The following is a 14802-nucleotide window of genomic DNA, read 5'->3' as shown; positions in this document are numbered from 1 at the left end:
GACCGTAGGCGGGAGAAATCTACCAGTAGACCTACGGCAAACCTACTGATAACTTGTTGAAATAGCTATCAGTACGAGTCGGGCGTCTGCTGAGGAACGCACGCTGCCTGGAGGCACTTAGGCATGGTCGACAGCGCAGTGCTGCAACGAGGAATTGAACCGGCGCTGCGGCACGCACTTGGCACGTTCCGAGTGGTCGTGCTGCAAGGTCCTAGACAATCGGGCAAGACGACGCTCGCTCGCCGCATCGTCGGCGGCGGAACGTTTTTCAGTCTCGACGATCCGGCGCTGTTGCCGCTGGCGCTCGACGACCCGACAGGGCTCATCGCCGACCGGGCACGGCCCGTCATCATCGACGAGGTACAACGCGGCGGCGACGATCTCGTGCGCGCCGTAAAGCTGGCCGTTGATTCGGATCCGTCTCCAGGCGGATTCCTGTTGACGGGCTCGACGAGCTTTCTGACGGTGCCTGTGCTGTCGGAATCGCTGGCAGGCCGCGCCGTGTTCCTGGATCTGGCCCCATTCTCGCAGCTCGAGATCGCCCGCAGCGATGCCGGATTGCTGAGCGTCGTGCTCGATGCCCTCACACGGGGTACCGCGTCATCCGCCGGTTCACGCCTGCTCGAGGCTCCACCTTCGACCGTGACACAACTCGAGTACGCGCAACGCATCTGCAGCGGTGGGTACCCCGAGGCCATCGGCCTGAGTGATGCGGATCGCGGACTGTGGTTCAGCGCGTATGTCCACACGGCGGTGACCCGCGATGTCGTCGAGTTCACCGGAGCGAGGCGATCGAGCGAGCTGCCCCGACTCTTGCGGGCGATTGCTGCGCGTACTGCCGGAGAACTCGTCATGGCGGACCTGCACCGAGACCTTGAGTTCGGCAGCATCGAGACCACCGCCGACTATCTGTCGTACTTGGAGATGACGCACCTCGTGGCCCGGCTCCCTGGCTGGGCCACCGGCGCTGCAACTCGCGCCAAGAAGCGATCGAAGGTCCATGTCACCGACACGGGCCTCGCTGCAGCGATGCTCGGCGTGACCGCGGCGTCCCTGAGCAATCCAACCGCAGCGAGCCGCGGGGCGCTCCACGAGTCGTTTGCCGTCAACGAGCTGCGCCGACAAGCGGCGGCCATCGCGCCAGACCTGCGCTTTTCCCACTACCGCGACTCCCGCGGACGCGAGGTCGACTTGCTCATCGAGCGCCCCGACGGACGATTCATCGCAGTGGAAGTGAAAGCGGGTGCCACGGTCCGGCCCGCCGACGCCAAGTGGATGGCCTGGCTGCGTGACTTGGTCGGCGATCGATTCGAGCTCGGCATCGTCCTGCACACCGGAAGACAGCCCATCAGGCTTTCCGAACGCATTTTCGCCCTGCCACTGTCGTTCCTGTGGGAGCTCTGAGTTGTGCCGTCGGGCTCCTGGGCGTGCAAGCCGTCGGCAGCCCCATCACCCTGCCCGGCGTCTCGATGGTGATGGGCCGTGACATCGCAGACCACTCGTGCCCAACGGTCATCGCTGCTGACAATATATAGGTCAATTTCATGGACAATTCTAGTGGTAGTTAACGTAATATCCTTGGTTAAGCTATGCCGATGAGCACAATCCGACGGTCAGCAGTTCAGTGACAAATTGCGACAATGACCGCGAGTACATGAGCACGCACCCATGGATCGACTTTGATGCCGGTGTTGTGCAGCGCATGGACGCACGTTCGTGGATGCGCATCGGCGAGGCGTATGCGCTGTGCGCCGAGCTATCGGGCACGCCGCTCGTTCCCGCCGCGGCAGCGAGACTTCACGAAGTCGCGCTCGTCCGCGGCGCGCAGGCGACCGTAGCCATCGAAGGCAACACCCTGACCGTCGAACAGGTCGAAGGCATCCGCTCAGGGGCGTTCTCAGCGCCTGACTCGCGTGCGTACCAGGAACGTCAAGTGCGCAATGTGCTGGACGCATTCGTCCGATTGAACGAGATGGTCATGAGTGACCGCGAGATTCGCTTGAGCAGCGGACTGGTGTGCGACCTGAACCGGTGGGTACTTGACGGCGTTGATCCCGACGTCGAATCTGAGCCCGGCACGATCCGCACGCATTCCGTTGCCGCCGGCCTCTATCTCGGACCCCCCGCCCGGGACTGTCAGTACCTATTGGAGCGACTCGTCGATTGGATCGATAGCGATGCCTTTCGGCCGCAATCGGGAGGGGCCGAAGAGCGGCGCGACGCGTTCGCGCTCTGCGTCTTGAGTGCTCTGTTCGCGCACGTCTACATCGCGTGGATCCACCCGTTCGCCGACGGCAATGGCCGCACAGCCAGGCTGCTCGAGTACCTGATCCTCGCCCGCTCAGGAATGATCCCCTTGGCCGCGGCAAACCTCATGGCGAATCATTTCAACCTCACTCGCGACAGGTATTGCCAGCGCCTTGCTGCTGCAAGTCGGGAGCGAGACGTACTCGGCTTTCTGGCGTACGGAGTCGAAGGGCTCGTCGACGGTCTGTCCGACCATTCAGCGGCTGTACGAGAACAGCATCTCCATCTTGCTTGGGCGAGCTACGTAGCAGAAGTGATGTCGACGTTCCCAACGAGTCCCGCTTCGGAGCGCCAACACGCATTGGTAATCGCATTGAAACAAGGAGAGTCGGTTCCACGTGTGGATGTACCCGGGCTGACACCGCAACTGGCTCAGATGTACGCCCGCACTGGACCGCGCACCATCGCCCGCGATCTGAACCGTCTCAAGGACGCAGGCCTGATCGAGGTCGATCGCCGCGGCGTGCGCCCTCGGATCGATCTCATGTCAGCGTTCCTGCTACCGACGTCGAATTGAGGGACGAGGATCGGAACCGCGCCGTATGGCGGTCTCGGGAGGACCGAGAGGGCCTCGGGTAACGTCGAGTGCGCCGCAGGGGAATCAGGGGGGAACTGCCATGGCTTACGTCGAGGACAGGATCATCCACGACGCGGACGCTCACACCATGGAGCCGCCCGAGTGGCTGGAACCGTTCGCTTCCGCCGAGGTAGTCCGGTATGCGCTCGACCACTTCTCCATCGGCGACAACGAGAAGGCTCTCGCCGACATCGAGAAAGCACGCGCTCGCCAGGCCGACCCTGAGTTCCGCGCCGGGGCTGCCGCCGAAGTGATGCTGCGCAAGAACTACCTCGCGCCCGGCGCGTGGGATTCCGCTGATCGCACCCAGGCGCTCGACGATCTGGGTTTCTCCAGCCAACTCATCTTCCCCTCCATGCCGAACACGCTCATCGAAGAGATGGAGCACCAAGCCGAGCCCGATCTCACCTACGCCACGGCAACGGCGGCGAACCGTGCCCAGGTCGCGTTCTGTTCGGGCGATCCGCGCCTGCTCCCGGTGTGCTCGGTGCCGCTGCAATCGATCGAGCATGCGGGTTCGCACGCCCGCCAGGCCATCGACGGCGGCGCAGCGGCGCTGCTCATCCCAAACCGGATGCCCAAGCTCCATGCTCACAGTCACGTGGGCTTTGACCCGGTGTGGGCTGCAGCCCAGGAAGCCGGCATCCCGGTCGTCATGCATGTCGGCATTCCCGAGTTGGTGATGCCGCCGCAGCATCGCAACAACGGCCTGCCGCCCGAGCCTGACTTTCACGGCGGCGGCGAGAACTTTCGCTCCGTGTCGTATATGGCGATCTGTGCCGCGCCGCTCCAAGCGCTGTCAATGCTGATCTTCGACGGCGTGCTCGAGCGTTTTCCTGCGTTGAAGATCGGCGTGATCGAACTGGGCGCGGTGTGGCTGCCTGGCTTCCTGCGACAGCTCGAGGCCGCGTTCGACGCCTTCGAGCGGCACGAGCAACGCTTGGGCAAGCTCAACCTGCGCCCTTCGGACTACGTGCGGCGTCAAGTGCGGGTCACGCCCTACCCCACCGAACCCACTGGCTGGATCATCGAGAACTCAGATCCCGAGATCTGCATGTTCAGCTCGGATTTCCCGCACGTGGAGGGCGGCCGCAACCCGCTGCGGCGTTTCGACCGTGAAGTGCAGCACCTGCCCGCCGACCTTCAGGAACGCTTCTTCCGGCTCAACTTCGAGGACCTCATGGGCACGGCTGCTTACGTACCGGCGGCCGCGTCCTAGCGGTCGGGCATCCGGCAGGCCACGCAGGGATCAGATATGGGAATCCGGCTCGAAAAACCGTGGCAGCGGCTCCACGACGAGGTAATTGCAGTGCTGCCTGCGCAGCTGGGCGTGTACCACGTGGCCGACGCCGATAGCACGGTGCTGTCGGTCGGCTTTGCCGGTGCCCGTGAGCCGTTCGGCATGCAGTCTGCGCTCCGCCGGGAAATCGAACAGCTCGGCCAAGCTGCCAGACAGTTCCGCTGTGAGTTCACGTCGAACTACCGCAGCCGCTGGGACGAGCTACTGATGCTGCACCTCGCCGACTATGGCGAGCTGCCGACGCCTCAGCGCGATCAGGCGCAGCGCGTCGGCCGCCTCAGCCCTGCCTGAGCTGCACTGCTGGACTGGCACTCCCGCTGCTGCCAGCGTCATCGCAGCGTCTGCCCGCGACCGACCCGATGTCCACTCCGACACCAGCGCATCCACCTCGTCCATGCGCGCAGCCCGGTCAGCATTGTGACGGTACCGATCGTCGCCGATCAGTTCGTCCCGGCCGATGACCTCCAGAATCACGCGCCAGTGACGGTTCGAGGTGGAGATCACGGCGATGTAGCCGTCGCTGCAGGGGTACACGTTCTGGGGCGCCACGCTCATCGCCGAGTTGCGGTTGGCGGTGCGCGGCGCCGCTCCGGTCTTGCGCCACGCCTGCAAGGCCGTGGTCAGCGTGAAGTACGCAGCTTCGGACATCGACGTCGACACCATGCGGCCGACACCCGTGCGCTGCGCTTCGAACAGCGCCGTCACCACTGCGCCGTACAAGTGCGAACCGCCCAGAAAGTCCACGAACGCCGCTCCCGACTTGACGGGCGGCCGGTCCGGATAGCCGGTGATGGCCATGGCCCCCATGTGCGCCTGCACGGTGATGTCCATGGCGGTGCGCTCCGCATCGGGTCCGTCGAGGCCGTACCCGCTGGCCTGAGCGAACACCAGCCGGGGGTTCACCTTCTACAGCGAGGGCGCATCGATGCCCAGCCGCTCGGGCACGCCGGGGGCGAAGTTGCACAGCACCGCGTCGGCCGCCGCAGCCAGCTGCAGGAACAGCTCGCTGCCCCGCGGCGCCTTCAGGTTCAGCGTGACGGCTTCCTTGGCGGAGTTGATCATGGCGTAGGGCAGCGAGTCGCCCAACGCACGCAGGGTGTCGCCCCTCGTGTTCTCCACTTTGATGACTCGCGCCCCCGACATCGCCAGCAGGAACCCGGCGTAGGGCCCCTGGTAGATCTGCCCGAGATCGAGCACCGTGATGCCCTCGAGGGGCAGCGGGCGGGACAGCCCGTCTGCGGGGGTCACTTGAAGCTGCCGCCGAGGATGTCGCGGGCCATGATCAGCCGCTGCACCTCGCTGGGGCCTTCGCCAATCCGGCGGATGCGCAGCTCCCGGTACCAGCGCTCGAGCGGCAAGTCCTTGGTGACGCCGATGCCGCCGTGAATCTGAATGCAGCGATCCACCACACGTCCAGCAGCCTCGGAGGCGACGAGCTTTGCCATGGCCGCTTCAGTGCGGAAACGCTCGCCCCGGTCGGCCTTCTGGGCGGCTTCGAGCACGCACCAGCGCCCGTGACGGATGTCGATCTCGTTGTCGACGATCATCCACTGGATTGCCTGCTTTTCGGCCAGAACCGATCCGAACGTCTCTCGGCTGCGGGCCCATTCGATCGCCATCTCCTGCGCCTTGATGGCCGGACCCAGACAGCCCGCCGCGTACGGGATTCGCTGACGGCTCAACCGGTCGTTGGCAATGCCGAAACCGCCGTTCAGCTCGCCGAGCACCTGGTCTTCGGGCACCCGCATGTCGACGAACTCCAGTTCGGTGGCGTAACGGGTTGCCCGCAGCGTGTGCACCACCCGGCGAACGTTGAATCCCGGGGTGTCGGTGTCGACGATGAACGCTGTCACGCCGTTGCGCCCCGGGTCGTCGGACGTCCGGGCGAACAGCAGCGCGTAGTCGGCCTTGTCGGCCCCGGAGATGAACAGCTTGGAGCCGTTCAGCACCCATTCGTCACCGTCCTTGAAGCCCCGGGTTCGGATGGCTCGACCCGGATCGGAGCCACCCGACGGCTCGGTGAGGGCGAAGCAGCCGGTTTTCTCGCCTCGCAGGGTCGGGTAGAGCCATCGTTCCTTCTGCTCGTCGGTGGCCTCGTAGAGCTGCGTCAGACCTGCGCCGCCGAACACCCCGTAGCACGGGTTGTAGAGCCCGGCCCGATGCTTGGACATCTCTATGGCCATGAGAGCCCGCGTGGTGGTGTCGAGGCCCGGTCCTCCGTATTCGGCGGGTATGTCGAGCCCGTAGAAGCCCATGTCGCGGGTCATCTGCGTCAGCCGGGCGGCATCGTCGGGCGCCAGCTCGCCGGCGTCGGGATCCAGGTCGGCCTCGAGAGGAATGATCTCACTCTCCACAAAGCGCTGAACGGTCTCGACGATCATCGCCTGCTCGTCGTTCATGGAGAAGTCCACGCCCCGCCCCCTTGTGTCGTCAGTCAGGTCAACAGCACGCGACGGTATTGCAGCAGAGCCGAACGGCCCACGATGTCAACTACGACTACCTCGAACCGACTCCCGTCGGAGTCAACCATGTCGAGCGGGTCGCCGAACGCAAAGTTCACCGGCTGCTGTAGACCCTGGTTGACAGCGATATTGCTCGCATAGATGTAAGTCCGTCCAAGGTTGTCGAGGATCGGATTCAGTCGGCCGTTCAAGCCCGGAAGATGGCCGGTCGACTCGGCGAAAATCGCCGAACCGCCGTCGGCCAGTGCTTCGAGATTGAACGACATCGCTCCGTCAGCGGGCACCCATCGCCCACTGTGACCCGCTTCGCGGCCCGGCGCCGCGGCGAAGACGGTCAGCGGCAAGTGCGTCGCGTACAGGTCGAGCATCGCTTCGCCATTGCCGTCGGTCGTGGCCCGCTTGTGGGTCTTGTTCGGGAACAAGGCCAGAACCTCCGCTCCTTCGAGCGGCGTTGCATCCCCGTACACGGTCACCACTGTCGTCGCAGGGGTCGGGTCAAGCGATGCGGCGGGGATTGTCAATACGAGATCGGTGTCGTCGATGAGACGGTATTGGGCATCCTTGCCGCTCGCCGCGTGGGTCTCGTTCAAAATGATCGGAACGCCGTCGCCGCGCCGCTCGACGAGGAATCGTCGCTCGCCGGCACCGTCGATTGCGCCAACCTCGATGCGCTGAACGATGGAGGCGATGGTCTCGTTGCGCGTCACCTGCCGCGAAGCCATGCTCTCGATGGTCAACCCATTGGGCAGAGTTCCAGGCGAGATAATTTCCAGCCGGTCGTCGAACATCATGAGGCGGATTGCGCTCGCTGCAATGGCGTAGTCACGATGAATTACCGCATTCACCACAGCCTCAAAGATCGCCTTGGTGCTGTATTCGGGGATGTCGACGCGATCTGGGGCTTTGCGTGCGGCGATCTGGTTATGGCGTCGCACGAATGCCATCGCCTCGACGATCTGCTTCCGCAAGTGACCTGAGATCTCGCGGGCATCCGATTGGCCCGACGATTGCGATCGTCCTGCATACCGAGTGGCAGTGATGCGTGCCTGGGGCAGCCAGTCATGGGGCCTCTCGCTGCACAGCAGAATCCCTGCAACAGTCGCTCGCAAGGCACCGTCGGAGTCCTCGACCAGAATTCCCATCTGCATCAGCGACTGTTCTGGATGCGACGCTCCCTGAGCACTGAGCAACGGTTGCCAAAGTGCCGGATCAAGGCTCCCAAATCCCGTGCCTGACACCGGCTGTTTGTCGAACCAGAGATACCGGCCTTGTGCACGGCGCTCGGCCAATCGCAGCCGCTCGTCGCTGGTCATCAGCCGCTTCGAGCTTCCGACGCGCACAAAGCTTCGCCCCCTGACTTCATGCGCGGTCGTTCCAGAAGGGATTTCGGCGACAAGGAGAGCGCGCTTGTCCAGCTCACGTCGGTGGATGCCGGGAACGAGCGGCGGTTCGATGGAGTCTCGACAAATCTCGACGACGAGTGACTCGACCTGGTCAAGTTGGGCCCGACTCGTGGGTTGAACGTCGCCGCTGTCAGTCACGTCACAGAGAAGCAGTCCGCCTTGGGCGTTGGCGAATGCAGCGATTTCCTCCGCGAGGTCGTCACGCTTCGGTGACACCGGACGGTCGCCGCTGAACTCGAATTGCTTGAACTCCCAGCGCGAGTCCTCGCCAAGTCGCAAACGCGTCCGCAGCTCATCGTCGCTGATTGGCACCCGAGTGTCCTCCGAGGTGGCTCTCGGCAAGGTTATGGCGGGTTGGACCAGGCCAGTTGGGCGAATGCGGGTGCGACGACGAGTCGGTCTCCGACAGTCACTGCCATGTCGACGCTGAAGCCGGCGTCATCGACGGTCGCAATGGTGCCGGCGCACGACACTGCGTTGCCGGCCAGGACAGGGGCTCGGTTTCGGTAGGCCAGGCGGGTGAGGCAGGCGCCCGGTCCGGCGAAGCGCAGCACGCACTCGGCCAGCAGTGCGCCGAGCATCTGGCCGTCCACCAACGGGGCCGGTGCGCCCAGTCGAAGCGCGTGTGCGGGGTCGTAGTGCAGCCGGTGCCAGTCCCAGGTTGCTGCGCCGTAGGCGACCATGTCGGGCAGCGCGATGCGGCGGTTCAGCGGCGGGATTTCGGTGCCGACGTGTGGCCACTCCCCCGGTGCCAGCCGTCGGGCGTGGGAGGCGCTTGCCTCAGGTTCGCTCGCTGATGTCAGCTGCTCGGTGTGGGGAGCGCTGGCCTCGGGTTCGCCCGCTGATGTCAGCTGCTCGGTGTGGGGAGCGCTGGCCTCGGGTTCGCTCGCAGATGCCGTGGCCTCGGCATCGGAGGCTGCCCCCTCGGGCTGAGCGGATCCGAGCGGACGGAAGATCATCGTCTCGGCGTTCGTCGCCAGGAGATCGTCACTAGCCGTGTAGGCGGCCTCGGCGGTCACGAACAACAGCGGATCGCCTGCCCGATTGCGCCGCTCAGTCGCATCGACCAGCGTCCACGAGGTGCGGATCACGTCGTCGAACCGGGCAGGCCGGAAGAACTTGTAGTCGTTGCCGCCCCGGAACATCGCGCACGGCCGCGGCAGCGGCAGCTCCCAGGTGTGGCCGAGATACGAATTCCCGTCTGGTGCCGAGCGGCCCGTCAGCTGTGCCGTTTCGCAGATGAGCGTCGGCGGCGCCTCGTCGCGCCACCGCTCGGGATCGGCTCCGATGGCCAGCGCGAAGTACCGGATCGAGGCCCGGCTGAGCTGCTCCGGTGCGACATAGGTCACGGAGGTGCCGAGCGTCGCTCGCACCTCTTCGGTCAGCAGCTGTGTCATGCCCCGGTCATTCCCCGGCTCAGGGCATCAACGCGATGGCTTCTACCTCGATCAGCCACCTGCGACTCAGCAGCCCCGAGACCACAACACCGGTCGAAGCAGGGAACGGTCGCCCGAGCACGTTCTGGCGTACATCTCCGACAGCCCGGTAGCCGTCGACGCCGTCGGGCGTCACGTACTCGACGGTCTTGACGAGGTTGTCGATAGAGGTGCCCGCCATCTCGCAGATGTTGGCGATCTCGCTGTACACGAACTCGGCCTGGCCGCCGATGTCGCCCTCGGCGACGGTCTCGCCCGCCGACATGTTGAAGGCCGTCGTGCCGGAGATGAACAGCAGTCCGCCGGCCTCTACTGCGGGGCTGAACGTCAGCGACGAGTACACCTCGGCCTGGTAGGGCACGACCGTCTTGGGGTGTGCGGATGCCCACATGTCGAGCGCGACAAGCGCATCGGGATGGGGCAGTTCGGGCATCAGCAATCCGGTCGAAGACGGGAATTGCGGTCCAAGAAGCCGCCGACGCGCCTCGCCCGTGTCGTTGTACCGGCGGCGGGTGGCCGGTGTGGTCTGCTGGACCACACGCACCACATGGGACAGATCCATGCCGTGACGCTCAAGCCGTCGTCCGGCCTCTTCGAGCGCCCATTCGCACTGGCCCACGAAGTCGCCGGGCAGCACCACGTTGCCGTCGTCGTCCACCGGCATGACCTGCGGAATGTGGACAAGGCCGTCAACCCGACCGGCCACTACCTCTACTTCGACCAGTGCCTCGGGCCGCACCAACGCTTCCACGATGAACGTCGAGGGTCGCACCCCGCCGACCGCCGAACCCAAGCTGTGGGGTCGCTCCCCTGCGATCGCATCACGCTCAGGGGCGCCGGCCACCGTGATGTACTCGGTGACCTCGGTGCACGCACTGATATCTCGACCGGCCGTGTCGAGCACGGCTTCTACCTTGGCCCAGCACACACTGGCCTGTTCGGCCCCATCGCCGCGCACTGTGACCCGGCCCGTCTCGGCGTCGTACGCACCCGCGGTCTGGCCCGCCAGCCACGCGGCACCTGCGGCCTCGATGCCCTGTGAGAACGAATAGCGACTGGTGTCCAGCCAAGGGAAGGGCTCCGGGGCGATCTCCCTCCGGGACATGGTGTGCGCTCCTCGTGCACGTGCAACGGTGCCGCCGCTGCCACTCACACTCTGTCTAGTGCGCGCAAGCGTTCTGCGCTAGGACAGTCGCCCCCGCACTCATGCGAGATAGTGCAAGGCTGCGCCGGGTTTGGCAGGCAGCCCTGCTCGCCGCCGCGTGAATCAGTTGCCGGTGAAGTTGGGCGCGCGCCGCTCCACGAACGCTGCGATGCCTTCGCGCCCGTCGTGGGTGCGCATTGCGGCGGTGATCGTGGTGCCCTCCACCTCGCCGGCCTGTTCCAGCGGCGTGTCGAAGCCTTCGTACACGATGCGCTTGGCGTGCCCGAGCGCCCATGCCGGGCCGTCTGCGAGCGACTGGGCCAGATCGCCGGTGGCCGAATCGACCTCGTCGTCGGGCACCACCCGGTTCACGATGCCCCACTGCTCGGCTTCGGCCGCGCTGAGCGTGCGATTCGTGAGCGTCAAGTCGAGCATGCGACGGACGCCAATGTGCCGGGCGAGGAAATAGGTGGACGTGCCGTCGGGAGTGACCCCCGCCCGTGTGTAGGCCATCGTGAAACGGGACGACTCGCCGGCCACGACCAAGTCGAAAGCACTCACGATGGACATGCCGGCGCCGCCTGCCGCGCCGCCCACGCCGGCAACGAATGGCTTGGGCACGCGGTTCATCTTGTAGATGGCGCCGTGGAAGTCGACAAGCATGTCGGAGGCAAGCTTGGGCAGGCCGTCTCCCGCAGCGTAGAACTCCTTGAGGTCGCCGCCGGCGCAGAACACGCGGCCTTCGGCGGTGACCGACACGGCCTTCACGGCGTCGTCCCACTCGATCTCGAGCATCACGGACCGCAGCTCACGTGAGAACTGTGGATTGACCGCGTTGGCACCTTCGGGACGGTTGAAACGCACGTGTGCTACGCCGTCGCGCACGCCGTAGGTAATCGTTGACAGGTCCATGGCTGCTCCTCTTGCGTTTTCGCGGGTGCTGGGGAGACTACGCGGCTTCGCGATGGGCCGACCCGCCTAGCGCCGGGCTGCTGGCGAGAGATCGCGGGCGGCCTGGACGGGGTCGATGCCGCCAAAGGGCATGATCGATATGGCCGAGACATCAACGCCGTTGGCGTGATAGCGGTCAATGTGCTCCCGGCACGCCTCCGGAGGGCCGTGAACAAGCAGTTCGTCGACGAGGTCGTCGTCGATGACTTCGAGTGCGCCCTTGCGGTCGCCCTCGGACCAGCGTTCCCACATGGCGGCGAGAAGCTCTCCGCGGCCGAGCCAGCGGTGGAACTCGGCATAGACGGGAACGTTCAGATATGCAGCGATCGCTCGCCGGAATCCTGCGCGCACGACGTCGGCATCAGGATTGGGGCACACGAAGATGCGTGCAACGATTTCCTTGCCGTCGCCGCCCTCGTCGACGTACGGCCGGACGGTTGCGACGTCGTCCGCCGAGAGCCAGTTGATGATGGCGCCGTCGCCCTCGGCGCCTGCAAGCCGGAGCATGCCGGGCCGCAGGGCTGCCAGCAGGATCGGGGGCTGGATCTCGGGTGGACGGCCGAGGCGGAAGCCCTGGATCTCGAAGGTGTCGTAGGACTCGCTGATCCTCTCGCCGGTGAGGGCTTGTCGCAGGAACCGGGCGGTGTCCCGGGTGCGCTTGAAGGGTTCGTCGAAAGGGATGCCGTTCCAGCGCTCGACAATGACGTTGGAGGAGGCGCCGATGCCCATGGCGAAGCGGCCGGGTGCGGCCTCGCACATGGCTGCTGTCTGCTGAGCCAGCAGTGCCGCGCCACGGGTGAAGGCGGGGATGATGGCGGTGCCGAGACGCACGTCGGGCACCCATTGCGAGGCCAGCACCAGTGGTGTGAAGCCGTCGGTGCCGTCGGCTTCAGAGCTCCAGAACTCGGTATAGCCCAGGTCGGCAAGCTCGCGGTAGAGGTCGGCTTGAGTGTGAAGCGGTTCGCCGAAGGGGACGGTGATGCCGTAGCGCCAGTCGTGTTGATGATCGGTCACGCCGCGCAGGCTAGTGAGGCGGCTCGGCGGGCATTCGTGTAACACCCCCTGTCCACACTGGGCACATGGCAGAACAGCTTGATCTCGGGCCTCAGCTCCGGTTGGTGTCGACCAGTCGGGTGCCGCACCGGCTCAGCCGCGCAACGCGCCAAGTCGGCCTCCAAGGCGTGGCTCGGGCACGCGCCGCACTGGCCGCCACGCCGCGCCCGCCGGAAATCGATCTTGACGCCGCCTGATGCGGGTTCCGGCCGGCAACCGATGGACAATTCGCTGGGCGGGGCTGGCGTAGGCACAAGTACAGTGCCGACCATGAGCATCGCACCTGCGACACAGCACCCCGACGACATCGTCATTGTGGACGCCGTTCGTTCTCCCGTCGGCCGACGTGGCGGCGACCTGAGCGGCATCCACCCATCCGACTTGCTCAGCGACGTCCTGACCTCGTTGATGGAGCGCACGCAGGTCGTCGACCCTGCCAGCATCGGCCAGATCGTGGGCGGCTGCGTCAGCCAAGCCGGCGAGCAGACGGCCAACATTGCGCGCACCGCGTGGCTCGGCGCTGGCTATCCGCTTTCAGTGGCCGCCACCACTGTTGACGCGCAGTGCGGTTCGAGCCAGCAGGCCAACACGCTGGCGTACGGCCTGGTGCGCAGCGGCGTGGTCGATTCAGCCATCGGATGCGGGGTTGAGTCGATGACGCGCAACCCGATGGGCTCCAGCTACAAGAAGGGCCAGCGCACCGCGACCTCCCGCTACAAGGAGCACTACGAGTACACGACACAGTTCCAAGGAGCCGAGCTGATGGCCAAGCAGTGGGGCATCAGCCGCGAAGAGTGCGACGCCTTCGGCCTGCGCAGCCAGAACAACGCCGCCCGTGCCTGGGAAGAGGATCGGTTTGGGACCCAGATCGTCGAGATCGATGCGCCCGTGCTCGACGACGAGGGCAAGCCCACCGACGAGATCCGCCACGTCGTGCGCGACGGCGGCATCCGGCCCACGACGGCCGAGGGGCTCGCCGGAATCAAGCCGGTGATGGACGGCGGCGTGCATACCGCAGGCAGCTCCTCGCAGATCAGCGACGGCTCCGGGGCGGTGCTGCTGATGCGTGCCGGTCGGGCCGCTGAGCTGGGTCTGCGTCCGCTGGCCCGGATCGTCGACACCTGCCTGGTCGGCAGCGACCCGGTGCTCATGCTGACCGGGCCGATCGAGGCCACGAACTACCTGCTCGAGCGCAACGGCCTGCAGATGTCCGACATCGACATCGTCGAGATCAACGAGGCATTCGCATCGGTCGTCCTGGCCTGGCAACGCGAAGTGAATCCCGACATGGACGGCGTCAATCCCAACGGCGGCGCGATCGCGCTGGGTCATCCGCTCGGTGGAACTGGTGCGATCCTGCTGACCAAGGCGGTGCACGAGCTGCACCGGGCCGACCGCAGCACGGCACTCGTGACGATGTGCTGTGGCGGCGGGCTGGGCACCGGCACCATCATCGAGCGACTCTGAGCGACGCGCCAGCAAGCCCTCCGCCCGGCGAGGCCGACTACCGAGTCGGCCGACGGGCCCGCCCCGGGGCCCCCGGTCACAGATTTCGCGACCGGACTTCGGTTCGTGTCGCGGCGCTAGCGGCCGGTTGTGCAGCCGCTTGGGCCGGCTGGCAGTACTTCGATCAAGCCGAACCTACGGCGGATGCTGCGGCCCCCACTGCTGCACTGTCCGTTGTCGCCGACGCTGCGCCCGACGAGGGAATCCCTGCGCTCGAACCCAATGCCGTCGTGCTCACGGTCATCGACGGCGACACGATGGACGTCGATCTCGGCGGGCGCCGCGCAACGGTGCGGTTCATCGGCATCGACACGCCCGAGAAGACCGGCGGCTACCTGCCGGCCGAATGCGGCGGCGACGCCGCCACCCTGCGAACGGCCGAGCTGCTTCCTCCCGGCACCGAAGTGCACCTGCAGCGCGACCAGGAGCTCTACGACCGGTACGACCGGCTGCTGGCCTACGTCTACCGGGCCTCTGATGGGCTGTTCGTGAATCGTTACCTCGTGCTCGACGGATACGCCGGCACCATGCACTTCGAGCCCAACACACAGCACCGGGCTGTGCTCGACACCGCCGAGGCCGCGGCTCGGGCCGCCGGTCGAGGAATCTGGGTCGACTGCGGCGGCCCGAACCAGCAACTCGAGGGCGCCAGTTAGCGTGTCG

General features: G+C 65.8%; 13 protein-coding genes and 1 pseudogene. 7 read left to right on the top strand and 7 right to left on the bottom strand.

Annotated features, from left to right (window positions below; genetic code table 11):
- Window positions 1-123: 123 nt before the first annotated feature.
- The 4 genes from ACPXYO_RS11500 to ACPXYO_RS11485 all read left to right on the top strand — a co-directional run bounded on the left by ACPXYO_RS11500 (window position 124) and on the right by ACPXYO_RS11485 (window position 4475).
- Window positions 124-1404 carry an ATP-binding protein gene (locus ACPXYO_RS11500; RefSeq protein WP_423920468.1) on the top strand — a complete coding sequence of 427 codons (1281 nt, stop codon included), beginning with the start codon at window positions 124-126 and terminating at the stop codon, window positions 1402-1404.
- Window positions 1405-1654: 250 nt separating this feature from the next.
- The gene (locus ACPXYO_RS11495) at window positions 1655-2824 is read left to right on the top strand and encodes a Fic family protein (RefSeq protein ID WP_423920466.1); all 1170 of its coding nucleotides are present in this window, start codon (window positions 1655-1657) and stop codon (window positions 2822-2824) included.
- Window positions 2825-2924: 100 nt separating this feature from the next.
- Window positions 2925-4103 (top strand): amidohydrolase family protein, encoded by a 1179-nt coding sequence (locus tag ACPXYO_RS11490; protein ID WP_423920464.1) that lies wholly within the window; start codon window positions 2925-2927, stop codon window positions 4101-4103.
- A gap of 36 nt (window positions 4104-4139) precedes the next feature.
- Window positions 4140-4475: a DUF7508 domain-containing protein gene (locus ACPXYO_RS11485; RefSeq protein ID WP_423920461.1), complete on the top strand. Its 336-nt coding sequence runs from the start codon at window positions 4140-4142 to the stop codon at window positions 4473-4475.
- Here ACPXYO_RS11485 and ACPXYO_RS11480 read toward each other — a convergent pair.
- The 7 genes and pseudogenes from ACPXYO_RS11480 to ACPXYO_RS11450 form a co-directional block, all read right to left on the bottom strand.
- Window positions 4386-5432 (bottom strand): annotated as a pseudogene (locus ACPXYO_RS11480) (CaiB/BaiF CoA transferase family protein). The gene ACPXYO_RS11485 and the pseudogene ACPXYO_RS11480 overlap by 90 nt on opposite strands.
- A complete protein-coding gene (locus ACPXYO_RS11475) occupies window positions 5429-6595 on the bottom strand; it encodes an acyl-CoA dehydrogenase family protein (RefSeq protein WP_423920458.1) in 1167 nt (388 codons plus the stop codon). Before ACPXYO_RS11475 ends, ACPXYO_RS11480 begins: the two are co-directional and overlap by 4 nt.
- Before the next feature lie 23 nt (window positions 6596-6618).
- A complete protein-coding gene (locus ACPXYO_RS11470) occupies window positions 6619-8361 on the bottom strand; it encodes an ATP-binding protein (protein WP_423920455.1) in 1743 nt (580 codons plus the stop codon).
- Between the two features lie 32 nt (window positions 8362-8393).
- A complete protein-coding gene (locus tag ACPXYO_RS11465) occupies window positions 8394-9446 on the bottom strand; it encodes a hypothetical protein (RefSeq protein ID WP_423920452.1) in 1053 nt (350 codons plus the stop codon).
- A 19-nt stretch (window positions 9447-9465) separates the two neighbouring features.
- Window positions 9466-10590, bottom strand: coding sequence for a RidA family protein (locus tag ACPXYO_RS11460; RefSeq protein WP_423920449.1), 1125 nt, complete (start codon window positions 10588-10590; stop codon window positions 9466-9468).
- A 162-nt stretch (window positions 10591-10752) separates the two neighbouring features.
- Complete coding sequence (locus tag ACPXYO_RS11455; protein ID WP_423920446.1) at window positions 10753-11541, bottom strand: enoyl-CoA hydratase/isomerase family protein; 789 nt, start codon at window positions 11539-11541, stop codon at window positions 10753-10755.
- 66 nt (window positions 11542-11607) lie between these two features.
- Window positions 11608-12594 (bottom strand): LLM class F420-dependent oxidoreductase, encoded by a 987-nt coding sequence (locus tag ACPXYO_RS11450; RefSeq protein ID WP_423920444.1) that lies wholly within the window; start codon window positions 12592-12594, stop codon window positions 11608-11610.
- A 65-nt stretch (window positions 12595-12659) separates the two neighbouring features.
- Here ACPXYO_RS11450 and ACPXYO_RS11445 point away from each other — a divergent pair, with 65 nt between their 5' ends.
- The 3 genes from ACPXYO_RS11445 to ACPXYO_RS11435 all read left to right on the top strand — a co-directional run bounded on the left by ACPXYO_RS11445 (window position 12660) and on the right by ACPXYO_RS11435 (window position 14795).
- Entirely contained in the window at window positions 12660-12830 is a 171-nt protein-coding gene (locus ACPXYO_RS11445) for a hypothetical protein (protein ID WP_423920441.1), read from the top strand.
- 73 nt (window positions 12831-12903) lie between these two features.
- Window positions 12904-14100: a steroid 3-ketoacyl-CoA thiolase gene (locus ACPXYO_RS11440; RefSeq protein WP_423920439.1), complete on the top strand. Its 1197-nt coding sequence runs from the start codon at window positions 12904-12906 to the stop codon at window positions 14098-14100.
- Window positions 14052-14795: a thermonuclease family protein gene (locus ACPXYO_RS11435; protein WP_423920436.1), complete on the top strand. Its 744-nt coding sequence runs from the start codon at window positions 14052-14054 to the stop codon at window positions 14793-14795. Before ACPXYO_RS11440 ends, ACPXYO_RS11435 begins: the two co-directional genes overlap by 49 nt.
- Window positions 14796-14802: the final 7 nt, after the last annotated feature.

This window comes from Candidatus Poriferisodalis sp. (assembly GCF_965237655.1).
Lineage (GTDB): Bacteria > Actinomycetota > Acidimicrobiia > Acidimicrobiales > Poriferisodalaceae > Poriferisodalis.
This window is presented reverse-complemented; position numbering and strand designations above follow the sequence as displayed.

Excerpts from the sequence above, each read along its gene's own strand:
- ACPXYO_RS11460 (WP_423920449.1), bottom strand. The coding sequence starts at position 10,590 with ATGTCCCGGAGGGAGATCGCCCCGGAGCCCTTCCCTTGGCTGGACACC.
- ACPXYO_RS11485 (WP_423920461.1), top strand. The coding sequence starts at position 4,140 with ATGGGAATCCGGCTCGAAAAACCGTGGCAGCGGCTCCACGACGAGGTA.
- ACPXYO_RS11455 (WP_423920446.1), bottom strand. The coding sequence starts at position 11,541 with ATGGACCTGTCAACGATTACCTACGGCGTGCGCGACGGCGTAGCACAC.
- ACPXYO_RS11495 (WP_423920466.1), top strand. The coding sequence starts at position 1,655 with ATGAGCACGCACCCATGGATCGACTTTGATGCCGGTGTTGTGCAGCGC.
- ACPXYO_RS11445 (WP_423920441.1), top strand. The coding sequence starts at position 12,660 with ATGGCAGAACAGCTTGATCTCGGGCCTCAGCTCCGGTTGGTGTCGACC.
- ACPXYO_RS11500 (WP_423920468.1), top strand. The coding sequence starts at position 124 with ATGGTCGACAGCGCAGTGCTGCAACGAGGAATTGAACCGGCGCTGCGG.
- ACPXYO_RS11465 (WP_423920452.1), bottom strand. The coding sequence starts at position 9,446 with ATGACACAGCTGCTGACCGAAGAGGTGCGAGCGACGCTCGGCACCTCC.
- ACPXYO_RS11490 (WP_423920464.1), top strand. The coding sequence starts at position 2,925 with ATGGCTTACGTCGAGGACAGGATCATCCACGACGCGGACGCTCACACC.
- ACPXYO_RS11440 (WP_423920439.1), top strand. The coding sequence starts at position 12,904 with ATGAGCATCGCACCTGCGACACAGCACCCCGACGACATCGTCATTGTG.